12 protein-coding genes are annotated in these 18,245 nt (G+C 41.2%); 6 read left to right on the top strand and 6 right to left on the bottom strand.

The annotated features are described in order from the left end of the window. Nucleotides 1–66 precede the first annotated feature (66 nt). Nucleotides 67–1,044 carry an RpnC/YadD family protein gene (locus AC1XUO_RS17425; protein WP_483331050.1) on the top strand — a complete coding sequence of 326 codons (978 nt, stop codon included), beginning with the start codon at nucleotides 67–69 and terminating at the stop codon, nucleotides 1,042–1,044. A 43-nt stretch (nucleotides 1,045–1,087) separates the two neighbouring features. Continuing rightward, the gene (locus AC1XUO_RS17420) at nucleotides 1,088–1,303 is read left to right on the top strand and encodes a hypothetical protein (RefSeq protein WP_483331049.1); all 216 of its coding nucleotides are present in this window, start codon (nucleotides 1,088–1,090) and stop codon (nucleotides 1,301–1,303) included. Between the two features lie 42 nt (nucleotides 1,304–1,345). On the opposite strand, the gene AC1XUO_RS17415 is transcribed toward AC1XUO_RS17420, so the two are convergent. After that, nucleotides 1,346–3,829 carry a glutaminase family protein gene (locus AC1XUO_RS17415; RefSeq protein WP_483331048.1) on the bottom strand — a complete coding sequence of 828 codons (2,484 nt, stop codon included), beginning with the start codon at nucleotides 3,827–3,829 and terminating at the stop codon, nucleotides 1,346–1,348. A 203-nt stretch (nucleotides 3,830–4,032) separates the two neighbouring features. Next, a complete protein-coding gene (locus AC1XUO_RS17410) occupies nucleotides 4,033–6,126 on the bottom strand; it encodes a protein-disulfide reductase DsbD family protein (RefSeq protein ID WP_483331047.1) in 2,094 nt (697 codons plus the stop codon). A 320-nt stretch (nucleotides 6,127–6,446) separates the two neighbouring features. On the opposite strand from AC1XUO_RS17410, the gene argB reads away from it, so the two are divergent. The 3 genes from argB (at nucleotide 6,447) to AC1XUO_RS17395 (ending at nucleotide 12,495) form a co-directional block, all read left to right on the top strand. Beyond that, a complete protein-coding gene (argB, locus tag AC1XUO_RS17405) occupies nucleotides 6,447–7,235 on the top strand; it encodes an acetylglutamate kinase (protein WP_483331046.1) in 789 nt (262 codons plus the stop codon). A gap of 347 nt (nucleotides 7,236–7,582) precedes the next feature. Continuing rightward, nucleotides 7,583–10,879, top strand: a complete 3,297-nt coding sequence (locus tag AC1XUO_RS17400) for a SusC/RagA family TonB-linked outer membrane protein (RefSeq protein WP_483331045.1) — start codon at nucleotides 7,583–7,585, stop codon at nucleotides 10,877–10,879. A gap of 20 nt (nucleotides 10,880–10,899) precedes the next feature. After that, entirely contained in the window at nucleotides 10,900–12,495 is a 1,596-nt protein-coding gene (locus AC1XUO_RS17395; RefSeq protein ID WP_483331044.1) for a SusD/RagB family nutrient-binding outer membrane lipoprotein, read from the top strand. Between the two features lie 118 nt (nucleotides 12,496–12,613). Here the strand turns inward: AC1XUO_RS17395 and AC1XUO_RS17390 are convergent, their stop codons facing one another. The 4 genes from AC1XUO_RS17390 to AC1XUO_RS17375 form a co-directional block, all read right to left on the bottom strand. Next, nucleotides 12,614–12,736: a hypothetical protein gene (locus AC1XUO_RS17390; RefSeq protein WP_483331043.1), complete on the bottom strand. Its 123-nt coding sequence runs from the start codon at nucleotides 12,734–12,736 to the stop codon at nucleotides 12,614–12,616. A 48-nt stretch (nucleotides 12,737–12,784) separates the two neighbouring features. Continuing rightward, nucleotides 12,785–14,350 (bottom strand): FG-GAP repeat domain-containing protein, encoded by a 1,566-nt coding sequence (locus AC1XUO_RS17385; protein ID WP_483331042.1) that lies wholly within the window; start codon nucleotides 14,348–14,350, stop codon nucleotides 12,785–12,787. Between the two features lie 99 nt (nucleotides 14,351–14,449). Beyond that, nucleotides 14,450–15,787, bottom strand: a complete 1,338-nt coding sequence (gene argH, locus AC1XUO_RS17380) for an argininosuccinate lyase (RefSeq protein ID WP_483331041.1) — start codon at nucleotides 15,785–15,787, stop codon at nucleotides 14,450–14,452. 312 nt (nucleotides 15,788–16,099) lie between these two features. Beyond that, nucleotides 16,100–16,606, bottom strand: coding sequence for a C40 family peptidase (locus tag AC1XUO_RS17375; RefSeq protein WP_483331040.1), 507 nt, complete (start codon nucleotides 16,604–16,606; stop codon nucleotides 16,100–16,102). Between the two features lie 280 nt (nucleotides 16,607–16,886). Here AC1XUO_RS17375 and AC1XUO_RS17370 point away from each other — a divergent pair, with 280 nt between their 5' ends. Continuing rightward, entirely contained in the window at nucleotides 16,887–18,059 is a 1,173-nt protein-coding gene (locus tag AC1XUO_RS17370) for an AIR synthase related protein (RefSeq protein ID WP_483331039.1), read from the top strand. Nucleotides 18,060–18,245 lie beyond the last annotated feature (186 nt).

The following is an 18,245-nucleotide window of genomic DNA, read 5'->3' as shown; positions in this document are numbered from 1 at the left end:
AAGACCACTTGTATTACTGAATTTTCAGTTTTGCAAGCGGTCTTTTTGTCATTAATCAGCCCGGACATGCGAAGGAAAAATGACATTTTACTAAAAAGTGCTTTCGAAGAGGCATTCTCAGATTTGCTTCTTTTCTTTTTTGAAAACGCTGATGAGCTCTTTGATCTCGAACGCGGCTTCGAATTTATGGACAAGGAGCTTGCAGAACTTTTTCCTGATTTACTAAAAAAAGGCGGGAGCAGGTTTGTCGATATGCTGGTAAAAACATATCTTAAAACCGGTGCCGAAGAATATATTTTAGTTCATATTGAAATTCAGGATGGAGCGATCAAAAATTTTCCGAAACGCATGTTTCAATATTATTACAGGATATTGGACAGGTTTGAGGTTGAAGTAGCGGCATTGGCTGTATTTACCGGGAAACAGAATCAAAAGCAGCCATCGGAATACAGAAGGAATTTTTTAGGCACAGAAATCACTTACAAATACAATGCTTATCAAATATTTGACCATAATGAGGAGCAATTGGTAGAAATGGATAATCTTTTTGCTCTGGTAATTCTGGCTGCCCAAAAAGCTACGTTGGCCGATAAAACTCCGGAAGCTGAACTGAGCGAACAAAGATTACAAATAGTAAGGGCATTGATAAATAGTAAGCGATATGATACTGAAAAAATCAGGCGTTTTCTCTTTTTTCTTAAGACTTTTATCCACGTTGAAAATCCTGAAATAAATAGTAAATTTGATAATGAGGTAAATATGTTAACTGGAAATGAGACAGCTATGGGAATTATAGAAGCCATTAAGATGATCACCATGGAGGAGGGGATTGAAAAAGGGATGGAAAAGGGGATGGAAAAAGGAATCCAAAAAGGGATTGTGCAAGGTATAGAGCGAGGTGAGCGAAGCAAAACTTACGAGATTGTAAAAAACATGTTGCTTAATACGGATTTCGATAATTCCAAAATCGCAGCTCTTGCCAATTGTTCTGAATCACTGGTTGAGGAAATCAAGGAAGATTTAAGAAGGAAAAGTAATTCTTGAACGTAATTCGATATTTACGGTATATCAGGTAAAATCAGAAGTTATGGGAATTATAGAAGCCATTAAGATGATCACCATGGAGGAGGGGATTGAAAAAGGAATTGTGCAAGGTATAGAGCGAGGTGAGCGAAGCAAAACTTACGAGATTGTAAAAAATATGTTGCTTAATACGGACTGTGATATTTCCAAAATTGCAGCCCTAACTAATTCTTCTGAATCATTTGTTGAAAAAGTTAGGGAAGACATTCGTAAAAAATAGTGCAAGATGAATAAACCCAATACTCATCTTGCACTGATTTGATTATTTCAACTTCGCTTCCAACACCTTCATATAGTATCCGCCAACTACGGAACGAGCGCGGAAGCCAACGGATTTTCCATCTATTGTTTCATGCCAGTCCGAGAGCGGAATACGGTCAGGAGTTTTAGTCGCATAATGGTATACCGGCTGGATAAATGCCTCGAAATCTTTTTGGTTATCCGCCAAAGTTGCTGTCCAGATAATCCAGTCTGATTTTGTGTAAGTTTTTCGGCTGTCGAGCGGTAAGCCAAATGCCAATTGTTTTTTCAGATAATAATTGACTTCCTTTTTGGCAGCTTCTTTTGGAAACACATTCAGATACAGAAGTTCATCCCAAACCAGATTGTATTTTTGGCTCCATGTTCCTTTTTTATCAAAAGTCAATGCATAGTGATCACCATCGTTGGCCATTTTCATCCAGTTTTCAGCAAATTCTTTGACCAGAACATTGACTTCAGCTGCTTCTTTCGTTTCGCCAAGCTGTTCGGCCAATTTCGCATAAGAGGCCAGGCCCATAATGGCTTTAATCGACAAGTTGGTATTTCGCGCCAGATGTCCTGCAAAATCGTCGGTACAAAGCTGGTTAGCAGGATCAAAGCCTTCTTTTTTTAGATAGTTAGCCCAAGTAGACAAAGTTTTCCAGTGCTTTTTTGCGAACTCAGTACTTTTTTCTGTCTTACAAATGGCATAAGTTAAAATCAGCATATTGCCAGATTCTTCCACCGGCATATCTTCGCCATAAGTTTGTCCATTTCCAAGTGGATATGTACCGATATCGTGCGCCGCAAAAGGTTTGGTCCATTTTCCGCTTTCCGAATAGTAGAAAATCGGTTCCATCATTCCTTTTAACAATGTCGGATTGTAGACAAGAAAAAGCGGAGCAGACGGATACGTAACGTCGACTGTTCCGATCGAACCGTTGCTGAAATTTTCTTTTGATAAAAACAGCGGAATTTCGTTAGGTCCGGCTACGAGTTTATGTGCGGAAATTGCCTGGCGATATGCCATTACACACAGATCAGCATACATCCTTCCACCCGCTTTAAATGCGTCATTATAAATTTTTACATCCACCGCATTACACGCCGCAAAAATTGAATTGAAATTTGTCTCTGCGTCTTTCAGTTCTCCCTGAATGGTTTTGTCACCATTTTTATTCCACCACGGCAGCAAGTTTTCCCCAAAATACTGAACAGAAAATTCATCGTCGTACCCAATCATGACATGTTCAGAACTACCCGTATTGACTTTTCCAAGTGTCGTGACAATGGCCATTGCCCGATCGCCACCTGTGCCGATTACAGCCATATTCATCTGGTCCAGTTCGCCTTTTTCGGAGAATTTTTTCATCATACTTGCAGGTGTTCCAAGTCCGGCGCTGTGAACCGATTTCTCATTTGCAGCCAGGTAAGCATATCCCCAGTCAATCCGTACGTCATCGCCTTTGCGCTGCAAAATTTTCTGATCCACACTACCGATAGCAAGCGTCACCAGATCTCCGTCTTTACCTTTCCTTTCAGTAACTTCCTGGCTTCCTTCATGCACAGCAAGTAATCCGGATACAGATGTAAGTACCTGAACGTCGTGGGCTTTACCATCATTCGATCTTACATCATACACAATATAGTTTACGGGACGGGACAATAAAGCAAGATTATCCATCAAAAGCGGAGCCACGAAACGTGTTGTCAGGTGAACCGGGCCAGCATCAAATTCATAAATACTTTGCGTGGCTTTCAGCGTAAAATTTACTTGCTTCGCGTTCAAAATAACATCCGGACCTTTTGGTGCCAGCTCATCTGTCAGGCCGATGTCGATATAACCCGGTCCGGCTCCATTTTTACAGTGAGCAGCTATGATATTTTTACCTTTTCTTAGTGCCTTCTTTGCAGCAGCACTCATTTTTCGAGTTTCATAATCACCGGTGAAACAGTTTGAACATTCATAAGCTAAAACACCATTGACGTAAACAGAAGCATCATCATCATGAAAAATATTTAAGGCAATATTTTCAAAATTGACGTTGTCCAGCGTAAACTCCCGCCGATACCATACTTCTTTTGGAAAAACAGTGCCGGTTTTCAACATGGCGTCATTTCTGTCTTTCGTACCAAAAGGAGCATCTCCTGTTTTCCAGCCCGTTGCCTTGAAGCTTTCCTTATACCAATCCGCTGCTGGTTTTTCTGTTACATAAACTGCTTCGTAGGGTTCTGTTTTGGCTGTCGGAACAATCGTTTTCATAACTGGTGTAGGTGCGCCCATGAAGCGATAGGTTCTCCCATCCACACGAATCAGTCCATCGATTGGATTGGGTTTGCCGGTCCAGTGTCTGGTTGGAGAACCAGTCAATTCGCTTCCAAATGACCAGACGCTTGTGTACGGATCGATGGTGATAAGCGGAACAGCAGGAGGTTGGAAAGTCTGCGCGAAACAAACATTCAGTCCGAAGATTAAAAGGTAGTGTATTGACCAGCGTTTAGGCATCAGCGTTATAATTAATTTGTTAAATCGTTTTAGCATTAAATTTCGGCAGAAATATAGCAACATCTATTTTGTATGAAGACAGCCAGGTAATAAATCTCATCACTTTTTTCATTTTTGTATAATAAAAAGCGGTTCTATCGTCGCTAAACAATAGAACCACTGAGAATTTTACTAAAAAACTTGACGCCAGGCCGAATTTTTAATTATAATTTCTTGTAGGCAGCCTTTGCACTTTCAAGAAAATCGACAAAATGCGCCGGATTCAGGTCGTAATTTTTTGGAGCAACTAATAAATTTCCTTCCTGATCAACAATACAATAATGAGGCTGCGCATTGTTATTATATTTTACAATCTGCAAATCAGCATTTTGGGCTCCGATGGTCTTCTTAACCTTATTGTCATATTTCGATGTATACCAGTCTGCTTCGGGCAATTCTGTTTTGTCATCCACATAAAGGGCGGCGATCACAAAATCATTTTGAAGTCGTTTCAGCACTTCCGGATCCGACCAAACCCGCGCTTCCATTTCACGGCAATTCACACAGCCATGTCCTGTAAAGTCTATAAATACAGGCTTGTTAACTTTTTTTGCATAAGCCTGCGCTTCCTTGATTTCAAAAAAACCGTCCAGGTCATGCGGGAGATGAAACAAATCAGCATACTTTTTAGAAACTTCCGATGAACCGGCAGCGGCTGTGGTGTTTACTCGTTTGCTTAAATCAAAATCAATGGTTGACTGCGGAGGTAGATATCCTGCGAGTGCTTTCAGAGGTGCGCCCCACATACCGGGAAGCATATATATGACAAAAGTAAATGTCATAATCGATAACAAAATTCGTGGCACGCTTACGCGCTCAATCGGTGAATCGTGCGGTGTAAGAATTTTCCCCAGAAGATAAAATCCTAACATCGAGAAAATAACGATCCAGAAAGCAAGATATACTTCACGGTCCAGTAGATGCCAGTGGTATACCTGGTCTGCGATGCTCAGGAATTTCAGGGCCAGGGCAAGTTCCAGAAAGCCTAAAACCACTTTAACAGTATTCAACCAGCCGCCAGATTTTGGAAGCGATTTAAGCCATTGCGGAAACAGGGCAAAGAGCGTAAAAGGAATCGCAAAGGCAGAGGAAAATGCTGCCATGCCAATAATGGGTTTCACAACAGCGCCGCCCGCCGAAGCCACCAAAAGACTTCCTACGATGGGGCCGGTGCATGAGAATGATACCAAAACGAGCGTAAATGCCATAAAGAAAATCCCGGCATATCCGCCCTGATCCGATTTTGCATCCATTTTATTGACAAACGCACTTGGCAGAACAATCTCAAATAGGCCTAAAAATGATAATCCAAAGACAAAAAAGATGGCGAAGAAAAGAACATTCGGTATCCAGTGCGTGCTCAGGAAATTGGCAAATGCGGGTCCGTTTAACCTGGATACCACCGTGCCAATCAGCGTATAAATCAGTACAATAGAAATACCGTAAAGAAGTGCTTTCACTTTTCCGTTCGTCTGATTTGTAAAATAACTAACCGTCATCGGGATAATTGGAAACACGCAAGGCGTTAACAAAGCTACCAGCCCAGAGAGAAACGCAGCCAGCGCAAATCCCCATAAAGATTTGTCAGCGCCCTGATCTTCCCTGCTCAAATCGATTTTCGGAGCAATTTTTTCAGTAACCGCATCCGAAGAATCACCTGCTGTGATTGTGATATTAGCTGTTTCCTGATTTGTAGAATCTGTCGTTTCAGCCGTAGCTACCGTGCCTGCTTCCGCTGGAGTGCTTCCGGTTAGAGGTTGCGTAGAAGCCCCTGCATCGGCAACTACTTTTAGACCTTTAAATTCAAAATCATCATTTCCTGGAACGCAAAGTCCGGATGTATGGCTGCATGTCTGATATTCAGAACTTCCTTTGATAACCGGATTCGCAGTCAGAATTTTTACGGATTGTTTGAAAACCGCTTTGTCATCGAAAAATTTGACATTCCCTCCCCAGATTTCCTCATATTTCGTTTTCGGGTTTTGGGGTTTCAATTTGCCAACCAAGGCAAATGATTTATTGGGCGTAAAAGCAAAGGAAGTAAGCATCGGACCCAAATCCGGATCGAAGTCTGAGGAATACAAGTACCAGTCTTTATCAAGTGTTGCGGTAAAGATCAGATCAATGGTTTCACCCGCTTTTACATCGGTTTTAGAAAATGTATAAGTCCAGTGCGCATGTTTCTGAATTTGCGCAAATGCCGTAGTTTTTGCAAAAAAAGCGCAAACAATAATGAATAGAAAAAGACTTCGTTTCATTGGATATTTTGATAGTAGGAGCCGAATTCATTAAGATTCAGACTGACTTATATTGAATTAATTATCTAGTAAACCGGTGGGGCTTACAACGATTTATATATTGAACGTTTTTTGATCGAAAAAATTCACCGAAAGCATATCCCGTATGCGAATACAAATGTGCAAATTGTCTGGCAGAATAATTTTTTATCCTGCTAAAAGTCCAAAAAAGATTTACAATAAAGAGAATAACTTTTTGATTTAAGTCGAATTATAGAATGTGCTAAACGTTTTCTGCTAACTTTGCGACCTCAAAAAAAGCATAGTAAAACAGCAGATCGATGTCGCAACCACTTTACGTAGTCAAAATCGGAGGAAATGTAATTGATAACCCGGAGGCGTGCTCCCGTTTTTTGGAAGCCTTTTCTAAATTATCAGGAACGAAAATTCTGGTTCATGGCGGAGGAAAAGTGGCAACGCAAATAGCCGCCAGTCTTCAGATCGAGACACAAATGGTGGATGGCCGGAGAATTACGGATAAGCCGATGCTGGACGTGGTTACGATGGTATATGGCGGCCTCGTAAATAAAAATCTTGTGGCGATGCTGCAGGCAATCGGATGTAATGCAATAGGGCTTACTGGTGCGGACGGCGGAATTATCCGTTCTGTGAAAAGACCCGTAAAAATGATCGACTATGGTTTTGTAGGAGACATTGAGGAAGTAAATGATATCCAGGTAAACGCTTTGTTACATAGCGGCCTGGTTCCGGTGATAGCACCGTTGACGTATAGTAACGATGGGTTATTGCTAAATACCAATGCCGATACCATGGCTTCGGCAATGGCAGTTGCTATGGCCGGACATTATGATGTCAATCTTATTTATTGCTTCGAAAAAAGAGGCGTTCTTTCTGACCCTGAGAATGATGATTCCGTAATTTCTTCACTAACACCAGCTCAATATGCGGGTTATAAGGAATCTGGTGCTATTAACAAAGGTATGATTCCCAAAATGGACAATGCGTTTGCCGCATTGCATAGTGGTGTATCAAAGGTTACAATTTGCCACGCAGATGAACTAGGGAAAGCTTCGATTGGAGAGGCTGGAAGTGTTATTTATTTGGGTTAGCGTAGTATTGAAGGAAATATTTTCCATTCTGTGTCTTGCTGAATATTTAAGGCCATGTTCATTATTGAGCTGAAAAACGCGTATCTATCTGTAACATTCTGTTAACAGTATAGCTAATTCGGTTCATCCCCCAAACCTCGAAATTTTCTTCGCTCATCAAACTCTATTCGATAGATATATTACTAATATTCTCGAATAACATAATTTATTTTTAATTTGGTTAGCTAATTATTAAAATAACTTATTAAGTTTGTGTTAAGCTTTTTAGGAATTAAAAAATTAGCGAACATCCAACAATCATTTAACTCTCTATGGGAAAAAATTTACTTAGGCTTATTGTCATTTTCATGATAATAAGTAGTCCGGTATTCGCACAGACGATATCGGGAAAAGTTACCAGCAGTTCTGACGGCTCATCACTGCCGGGCGTATCGGTACTGGTGAAAGGTACTACCGCGGGAACTACCTCAGATGCCGATGGGGCATTCAGCATTTCAGCTAAGGCAAACAACACATTGGTTTTCTCTTTTATCGGTTACAAATCGAAAGAGGTAATCGTTGGAACGCAATCCATTGTTGATGTAATAATGGAAGAAGATGCCTCTCAATTGAATGAGGTTGTTGTAACCGCTTTGGGCATTCCTAAGGAGCAACGCGCTTTAGGTTATGCAACGGCTACAATCAACAATGAATCCCTCGTAAAAACGGCTTCTCCTAACTTTGCAGCCGCATTGTATGGAAAAGCTCCTGGTGTTACCATTAACGCTACACCGGGTGGTGCAACCAGTGGGATAAGTGTTAGTATCCGTGGTTTCAGTTCGATTTCCGGAAATACGCAGCCTCTTCTTGTGTTGGATGGGGTGCCAATTCGTAACGGTGAATCAAGAAATACAGATTTTTGGGGTGACCAACGTATACGTGGAAACGGTCTTTTGGACTTGAACCCTGCTGATATCGAAAGTATCTCTGTTTTGAAAGGTGCATCGGCTGCGGCTCTGTATGGTTCCGAAGCGGTGAATGGTGTGATGTTGGTAACAACAAAAAGTGGAAAAGGTAAAAAAGGATTTGGGGTTGATTTCAGCGCAAGTTATAACGTAGATAAAATCGCATACCTTCCAAGATACCAGAATGTAAGAGGTCCTGGATATCCCTTAAATTATAACAATGGCGGACAGGACGCGGCTGGTTTTATTTATTATGATACCGACGGAGATGGTACGAAGGAGACAAGAGGTTTACTAGGTGCCACTGTTAACTTTGGCCCTAAATTTGATGGTCAGCCGGTGATGGCATTTGATGGTGTAATCAGACCTTATTCTCCTTCAAATAACAGCTATGCAAATTTGTTCCAGGATGCAAGCAGTTCAAATATCAACCTTGCAGTTTCAAAAGTAACTGACAATGCGAATGTTCGTTTTTCTTTCACGCGTCAGGATAATGGAATGATCAGCTATGAGTCAAGGAACAGCAAAAATATCGCAAACCTTAATACGAGCTTTAACACGGGTAAAAAGTTGAAGACAGACATTACGGTAAACTTTGTTAATCAGCATACGCACAACAGACCTTTCAAAGTAGACCGTATGATCAACAACTTTACAGGTATGATGAACCGTTTTGAAAATGCTGACTGGTATTTTAATAAGTATCAGACAAGCCAGGGTTATAAATACGTAACAGCTGCTTCAGGTAACCCAAGCTTGACACCTGACGAGAATATTAAATACAACGGTTTCAAAAGTGATATTGCCGACTACGTGTGGAGCACAAGAAAAAATACATACGACGAATACAGCAACCGTATCATTGCAAGTTTGACGCAGCACTGGGATATTACTCCGGAGTTGAAAATGAGAGGCAGAATTGCAACGGATTTTACATCTGAAAGAATCGAGGACAAACAGGCTTCTGAAAAACCGCTTGCGTTTGGTTACACGGGCTCGTTTGGTATGAGTAACAATCTTTATAACAATGTCTTTGGTGAAGCATTGTTAACCTATACCAAAGAGTTAAACGAAGATATGACCGTTCAGCTTACTGGTGGATATAATGCCCGCAAAGAGCTTACCACAATGTTTGGTGTGGCAACAGATGGCGGATTAAGTACAGAAAGTTTTTATGATTTGTCCGCCTCAGTAAACAATCTTAGGACGCTTGGAACGAATACCCGTAGCAGATTCACAAGGGATGCCTACATTGGAACGGCAAACTTCGATTACAAAAACTTGTTTTTTATTGAAGGAACGATCAGAAGAGACCGTACTTCAACCTTGGCTAAGGGAAGCAATTCATTTGTATATCCTTCTGTTAATACAAGTTTTGTTTTCTCGGATGCATTTAACATGCCGTCATTCCTGAGTTACGGTAAAATCAGAGGTTCTTTCGGAGTTGTGGGTAATTATCCTCAGACTTATCAGGCAAACGTGGCTTATCAGCAGGGAAGTTTGCAAGTTCAGCAAACAGGAGGCCAGTCGGTATTGTATACGTATATGAATTCAAGTTACGGTAATGATAAAATCCGCCCTGAACAAAAACGTGAATTTGAATTTGGTTTAGAGGCTAAATTTTTAAATAACCGTATCGGTTTAGATGTCTCTTATTACAATGCACAGATCGTTGATCAGATTTTACCTTTATCCATTGCTGCAACTTCTGGTGCGAGATCAATACTTGCAAACGTTGGTACATTAAGAAATAAGGGTCTGGAAGTTGGGATAAACTTTTCTCCAATCCAGGGAACAGGAGCTAATGATTTCAACTGGGATATGGTAATCAACCTGGCTCAAAACGCTAACAAGGTTGAAAAACTTGCCAATAACTCAACAGAATTATTACATGCTGATTACGATGGTAACGCCGCACAGTTAAGATCTGTTGTTGGTCGTCCGATGGGTGATATTTATGTACATGGCATTCTCAAAAATGCGCAGGGACAGCAGGTTGTTGGACCAAACGGCTTATATCAGCTTGATCCTGAATTCAAACGAGTGGGTAATGCAATGCCTAAGCTAACGGGTGGTTTTATCAACAATCTGAGCTACAAAAATTTCAGTCTTGATGTGGTAACAGATTTCAGATGGGGCGGATCGATTATGCCAACCGGGATTAACTGGATGACTTCAAGAGGTTTGACCGAGGAAAGTTTGACTGCGATGGATGCAGAGCATGGCGGTTTATCTTACTATGTTGACGCAAATGGCAAAGGTGTTCCGACAAATGCGGCAACGGGACCTGGTGGACAGACCGTATATCACGATGGTATGTTGATGGATGGTGTTACTACAACCGGAGAAGCCAATACGAATATCATTTCTCAGGCTGTTTATTATAACAGTACTTACAACTGGGGTGGACCGCAGTACAGCAGCGCCCGTTATGAATTGTATGTGAAGAAGAACAACTTTATCAAAATGAGAGAAATTTCTCTTGCTTACAGATTGCCAGCTTTCATAGCAAACAAAATCGGAACGCAGAATATAACAGTATCTGTATTCGGTCGTAACCTGTTCTTCATTTACAGATCGATCAAGGATCTTGATGCAGAACAAACCAACGCAAGTACAAGATGGTATGAAAACGTGAATAACGCGGGTAACAACCCTTCATTCCGTACCATGGGTGTTATGTTAAGAGCAAGCTTCTAATTTCTAATTCGATTATGAAAATGAAAAAAATATCATCATTAATATTAGCTGGGCTTTTGCTTAGTGCAGTGTCCTGCAAAGAATCGGATTTTACAGATTCTTATGCCGATCCGTCGAAGATTGCTGAAACTACGGTTGAAAAGCAGTTTACAGGATTTTTACAATCCACTAAGGATTATATTCTTCCAGGGTATACCAATTATTTCGTTGCACTCCGCACTTCGATCAATCATTACAATCAGGTGACGGGATGGATCAATGACGCAGGGCAATACATTCCAGGGTCATCCGGAACAGAGGCGGTTTGGTTTAACTACTATAACATGCTTGCCCAGTATCGCGAGCTTCAAAAAGTATATAATTCTAAAACAGCAACTGAACAAGCTGACCGCAAGTTTTTCATGACTGTTGCTACCATTTATTTGTATGATCAGACGGAAAGAATGATCGACCTTTTTGGTGCTATTCCTTTCACTGAGGCCGGAATGCTAGGTACCAAAGGTGGTGACTATGCCGGCTCTTTGGCAAAGTTTGACGATCCTCAGGCACTTTACACCCTGATGCTTGACGATTTGAAAAGCATTTCGGCAGAATTGAATTCTACGACAATTAATGCAGGATACCTTAAATCTTTCCAGACTCAGGATTTTGTGAATAAGGGTGACCTAACCGCATGGAAACGTTATAACAATTCACTTCGATTGAGAATGTTGAACCGTGTTTCCGCAGTTGAAGCTTTCAAATCAAGATCAGCTACTGAAATGGCAGAAATTTTGGGAAATGCTACAACGTATCCGATTGTTACAAGCAATGAGGAGAATATTCAGATCAATGTGTTCAGTATAAATTCTGACATTAATTCGAAAGGTTTTCAGGGTGGGATAGCTTCTGACGGAAACTGGTATGGCAACACGGCTGGTAAAAAAATGATGGATTTCATGAACACCAACGCTGATCCACGTTTGCCTATCCTTTTTGAACCCGGTGCAAATGCAGCCGGAAAATATATTGGTATTGATCCAACAGCAACTTCTGCTGTACAAACCGCACTTTCTAACGCTGGACAGGTGGCGATTTACAACCGTTACGTAACAAGTCACAACCAGTTTTTTCCTGGTGTGATCATTAACGCAGCTGAGGTTAATCTGATCAAAGCGGAATATTATTTAAGAGTTGGAAACGATGCTTCTGCTAAGTTGGCTTATGAAACAGCGATCTCTCAATCGACAAAATTCTATAATGGAATTTCGGCGGTAAGTAATGCGACAGGTGTTAATGCTGCGCCGGTTCCTGCAACCGATGCTTCCATCGCAGCGTACATTGCGGCAGATGGAGTAAACTGGGATAAAGCAACTACAAGCACAGCAAAACTTTCTTTGATCGCTACGCAAAAATGGCTTCATTTCAACCTTGTTCAGCCTTACGAAAACTGGGCAGAAACACGCAGACTGGATCTTCCAACGTTCTCTTTCCAAATTGATAATGCAAATAACCAGACATTGCCTCCGGTGAAATGGACAATCCCAAGTAATGAGATTTCTTATAATGCCAACAATTACTCATCAGTAAGAGATCAGGATAAGCTTACAACTAAACTTTTCTGGGACGTAAAATAGTTTTGATTTTAAGTTCCTAGTTAAATAATCAAAAAGGGTCGACTTTAAAGTTGACCCTTTTTGATATCAATGAATTTAATTCAGAAAGAATAATACTTTTGCCTAAACATAAAACACACTAACCAATGATCTGTTTCTCATTTGAAAAAGCTGAATTTGTCGGAATTGGCGCTAATCTTATATTTCTCGGAGTCGTTGCGTACGTATTGATACTATTGATCATCGCCTTGAATCTATCCATAAAAGTCCTCAGAAAAAAACTGAAAGAATAAACGAGAAATTACGGGAGTCACTTCGTCTTATTCTCCAAAACCAACAGCTGAGGATAAACGGTAATACCCTGGAACATCAGGACTGTCAATTCCGAAATATTATGAAAATAGGAGCCGAGAATAATATCTTCATCGCCATCCTTATCATAATCCGCGGACTCCATAATCATCCATTTTCCCGAAACTCCTTCGGGCGTAGAATAGGGCTTGAAATTTAAATTGCCTTCATTGGAAAGATATATAAAACCCTGCTCGGGATTATCAAGATCAGTGTAAAAGGATGTAGCAGCGATGTCAATATCACCGTCGCCGTCGAAATCCCTGGCCATGGCTTTGCTGGCGCCATATAACGGATAAAACCAGGCCCGTTTGAAATTGTCCTTACCGTCATTTAAATAAATACGGATACCATGGTAGTTTTTCTTGATTCCTGAATAATCCCAGTTGTCTCCATTGGTCAGAATAATATCCTGAAAACCATCTTTGTTGAAATCGGCCAGCTCGAAATAAATAGAGCCGAAAACAGGCGGGAATTGTAGAACCACTTTTTCCTTGAATTCGCCGTTCCCCAAATTGTAAAATATCGAAATTTCCTCCCTGGCCTGTGTCATCAATGCCATGATATCCGGTTTTTTATCATGATTAAAATCGGCAATTTCGACTTTTCTGGCTCCGGGTAATTCTTTAAGGACATGTTCCTTTTTTGATTCAAAATTGTCGAGCCATAACAATCTCCCCGTATGATTTCCAAACTCGGAAATAACAACATCCTCTTTTCCGTCCATATTGAGGTCAGTCGCCACGAAATTTACCGGTCTGTGCAATAAATGGATATTAACCTCAGGCTGATCTTCCTGACCAGTTTTTGCTAAGGATTCAAGGCTTCCGAATTTTTGCTGAGACGGTTTCAGCGAGCCAACAGACAATAATCTCGGTGAGGCATCATCAGGAAAATCAATATCAGAAGCAGGTGTGCTGATCCAGATGGAATCCTTTTGCTGAAATTTTTCGTCAAGAACATACAGCGTGTTTTGTGCGTCGCCCACATACAGCTGTGAGGTTTTTTTATCAAACTTCAGAAGCGTTGTTTGCGGAAACATTTTTTTGCCAACGAAAACTGATTTTGGTTGAAAAAAGGGTAGGTGGTTGGTAACCACCGGTCCGGGCTTCTGAGGAATGGGTTTTTCAGGCGCTTCTTTTTCGTAATACTCGACAATTTTTTTCCAGTCCTTTCGCGAAATAGAAGCTGTGCGGGGATAAATATTCAATTCCCGAACCAGCTTTTCTTCCTCTGGAAACATGTCTTCATAAACATTCTTGCCTGACGGATTTATTCCCATGCGATAACCCATATTGGGCAATACCGAAGATGTCCAGGTTTTTTTATCCAACAGGGAAGGACTTGGAAAAAGGTGGCAGGTGGTGCAGTATTGTCCTGCCAATTGCTCGCCAGTCAATAGTGAATCGGATAAGGATACTGATTTTAGCGGAGGTGAAACTTCATTATTTTTTGTATCGATAAAAGCGAAAGCTGTTATCCAAAGGGAAAGGAGTGTAATAAATATGTATTTGTAAACAGGCATTCCTGAAACTTATTTGGTTAGTTTATAACCCTAAAACACAGAGAAGTCAACACGAAACTACTTGTTGACTTCTCATATCACTGCTGATTATTTTCTAATTTAAGAAACGATCAGATCGCTTAAAGCCTTTTCAACCTTTTCAAAACCGAACCGGGCCAGTTCCTGATCCATCCGGGCTTTTATCAAATCATTCTGCAAATTTCCGATACTGCCTTCATGCGTATGTTTCAAATCACGCGGAGCGGTATAACTTCCGTCACCTATTTCCGCGCCAACCTGGCGATAGGCATCACGGAACGGAACACCATTGATGACCAGTTCATTCACACGTTCAACACTAAAAAGAAGATCGTATTTGGCATCTTCCAGGAGATTTTCTTTCACTTTTATGTTTTCCAGCATAAAGGTCGCAACATCCAGGCAGTCCAGAATTTCGTCAAAAGCCGGCATCAGGATTTCTTTCAGCAGCTGCATATCGCGGTGATATCCGGAAGGAAGATTGCTCAAAACCATGGTAACTTCCATCGGAAGTGCTTTCATCCGGTTTGTTTTTGCACGAAGTAATTCAGCTACATCCGGGTTTTTCTTATGCGGCATAATGCTGCTTCCCGTGGTCAGGTCATCCGGTAAAACGATAAAACTGAAATTCTGGCTGTTATATAAACAAACGTCCATCGCAAGCCTTGAAACCGTCGCTGCCAGTGAAGCAATGGCGGTCAGCGCGGCCTGTTCCGTACGACCGCGGCTCATTTGCGCATAAACCACGTTGTGATGCATCCCTTCAAAACCCAACAACGCTGTTGTTAATGTTCTGTTTAATGGAAATGAAGAGCCATAACCAGCGCCAGACCCTAGTGGGTTTCTGTTTGCCAGACGGTAAGCTGCATTTAATTGAATGACGTCGTCAATCAAAGCTTCTGCATAAGCACCAAACCATAATCCGAAAGAAGAAGGCATGGCAATCTGCAAATGTGTATAACCGGGAAGCAAGTCATTTTTATGTTTTTCAGACTGGCTGATCAACACACCGAAAAGTTTTTCTGTTGCCTGAACAACCTGAAAAAGTCGGTCGCGGGTGTATAGTTTCATGTCAACCAAAACCTGGTCATTACGCGAGCGTCCGCTATGAATTTTCTTCCCGACATCACCCAGCTTGCGCGTCAGCATCAATTCCACCTGTGAATGAACATCTTCAACGCCTTCTTCGATGATGAAATTTCCTAACTGAATTTCTTTATAAATCGAAAACAGCTCAATTTTTAATGCAGAAAGGTCGTCAGCAGTTAATAAGCCGATCGTTTCAAGCATCGTCGCATGTGCCAGATTTCCCAGCACATCGAATTCAGCAAGGAAAAGATCCATTTCACGATCACGGCCAACGGTGAAGCGTTCTATTTTTTCAGAAGTTACAGTATTTTCTTTTTGCCAGAGTTTCAAAATCGGTAGACGAATTATGGTTACACAGAGGTGCGCAGTGTAGGAAAGAGAAACACAGATGTATTAATCCCAGTCAATCTTGCGCTTAATGCTACAAATTTACAATCAATTGAGGAAACTCGGAGGAAATTGTTTTGCTAATGTGTCAGGTTACACAGAGCGGACGCCGCGTTGGTGCACAGCGTTAGGGTGAGGTACACAGAGTTTTGATTTATGTTAAGGGGACAAGCACAGCGTTGTTATTTAGGAAAGAAAACTCTGTGTCCCTCTTTTTTTCTCTATGGTTCTCTATATAACCTAAAAATAAAAAAATCAGTTAATCATTCGACGGATCGCTACGAAACGTTTTTGGTAATAATCAGCACTCAGCAGATCGTAGCGTACGCCACCGTTAAAAGCAGAATGGATAAAACGGATATAACCAGGTGCAGTTTCGGTAATGATCCCCACATGACCAATTCTGGAATCTTTTGAACTCTGTCCTTTAAAGAAAATAAGATCGCCTTTACGTGCTTTGGAAAGATCAATTTCTTCGCCTTTTTCCGATTGTGCCGCGCTGGAATGAGGCAGGGATACATCCCATTTGCTGAAACAATAACGGACAAATCCGGAACAGTCAAAACCTTTTTTAGAAGAACCGCCCGAACGGTAAGGAATATGTAAATGCTTGTTTGCAAAAGAAACCAGTGACTCGATCGCATTTAGCGTATCTGCCTCAACTTGCTGTGGATTTTTTGATTGGGCAGTGGCAGGATTGCCGGAAATAACAGCGCAAAAAAGTAAGCCTAGGAAAACGGTACGTTGAATCGTAATAAACATTCAGCTTGGTTTAGGTTCTGGGTAATAAACTCCTAATCAGTAGAATATATTGTCTTTTCAAATTTGACCTTCGAAGTGTAAAGCTAGCGAGGATTTTTGGTTTAAAAAATTTTAACTTTTATCAATTTGTTAATTTTTTCTGTTTTGTCTGTTAAGTCACTTAGGACCAGTACTTACGGGAATCTCTGACGTTATCCGCAAACGAAGCTTCGTTCCACCCATCTTTTTTGCTATTTTTGTGCCCTTCAAAGATTATTCAAGAATTAACCATACCTATTGCATGGAAACCACCGACCGTTATTTGCAACGCGGCGTATCTGCATCGAAAGAGGACGTACATAAGGCAATTGAGAAAATTGACAAAGGATTATACCCCAAGGCATTTTGTAAAATTGTTCCTGATACGCTGGCCGGTGATCCTGAGTATTGTACAATCATGCATGCAGACGGCGCGGGTACAAAAACTTCGCTGGCTTATTTATACTGGAAAGAAACCGGCGATCTTTCGGTTTGGAAAGGTATCGCGCAGGATGCGATTGTGATGAATACCGACGATTTGTTATGCGTAGGCGCAACAGGTCCGATGTTGTATTCATCAACGATTGATAGAAATAAAAACAGGATTCCGGGTGAGGTAATTGCGGAAGTGATCAATGGCGCGGAGGAAATCCTGGAAATGCTGCGCAGTTATGGCGTGGAAATATACAGTACGGGTGGTGAGACGGCTGACGTGGGTGATCTGGTAAGAACCGTGACGGTTAATAGCACAGTCATTGCCAGAATGAAAAGATCGGAAGTGGTTGACAACGCCAATATCAAAGCAGGTGACGTCATTGTCGGACTTGCATCTTATGGCCAGTCAACGTATGAAACTTCATATAACGGCGGAATGGGAAGTAACGGATTGACATCAGCCCGTCATGATGTTTTAGGTAAATATCTGGCTGAGAAGTATGGTGAAAGTTTTGATCCGGAAGTTAACAGCGATCTGATCTACAGTGGTTCAAAAAAATTAACAGATCCGGTTGAAGGAACGCCATTGAACGTCGGACAGCTAATTCTTTCTCCGACGCGTACCTATGCGCCTGTTGCCAAAGCGTTGCTGGACGAACTTCGTCCGCATATTCATGGCATGGTTCATTGCAGCGGCGGAGCGCAGACCAAGATTTTACATTTTGTCGACAACCTGCATATCATCAAAGATAACCTGCTGCCGGTTCCTCCATTGTTTAAATTAATTCAGGAAGAAAGCGGTACCTCATGGCAGGAAATGTATAAGGTTTTCAATATGGGGCATCGTCTGGAAATTTATTTAGCTGAGGAACATGCAGCGCGCGTGATTGCGTTATCACAGTCATTTGGCATAGAGGCGCAAATTGTCGGTCGTGTAGAAGCCTCACCGGTTAAAAAACTTACGATTTCAAGCGAAGCGGGGACGTTTTTGTATGAATAGCATTTAACGATTTTTTGGAAAAAAAAACTAATGAGTGGGCTGATAGAGATCAAAATTTTTTTGAGCTTTATCAGCCCTCTTGATTTTTCCTGAATTATGAAAATGCCTTCTCTTTGTATTTCGCTTGTTAGTTCTTAGGGAAACTGAGAAGAAGAATAGAGCCCTGGGAACGAAATACATATTTCT

Source organism: Dyadobacter sp. HNCC25DJ186 (assembly GCF_056895235.1).
The sequence above is the reverse complement of the archived record's forward strand: the minus strand, read 5'-3'. Positions and strand labels throughout refer to the sequence as shown.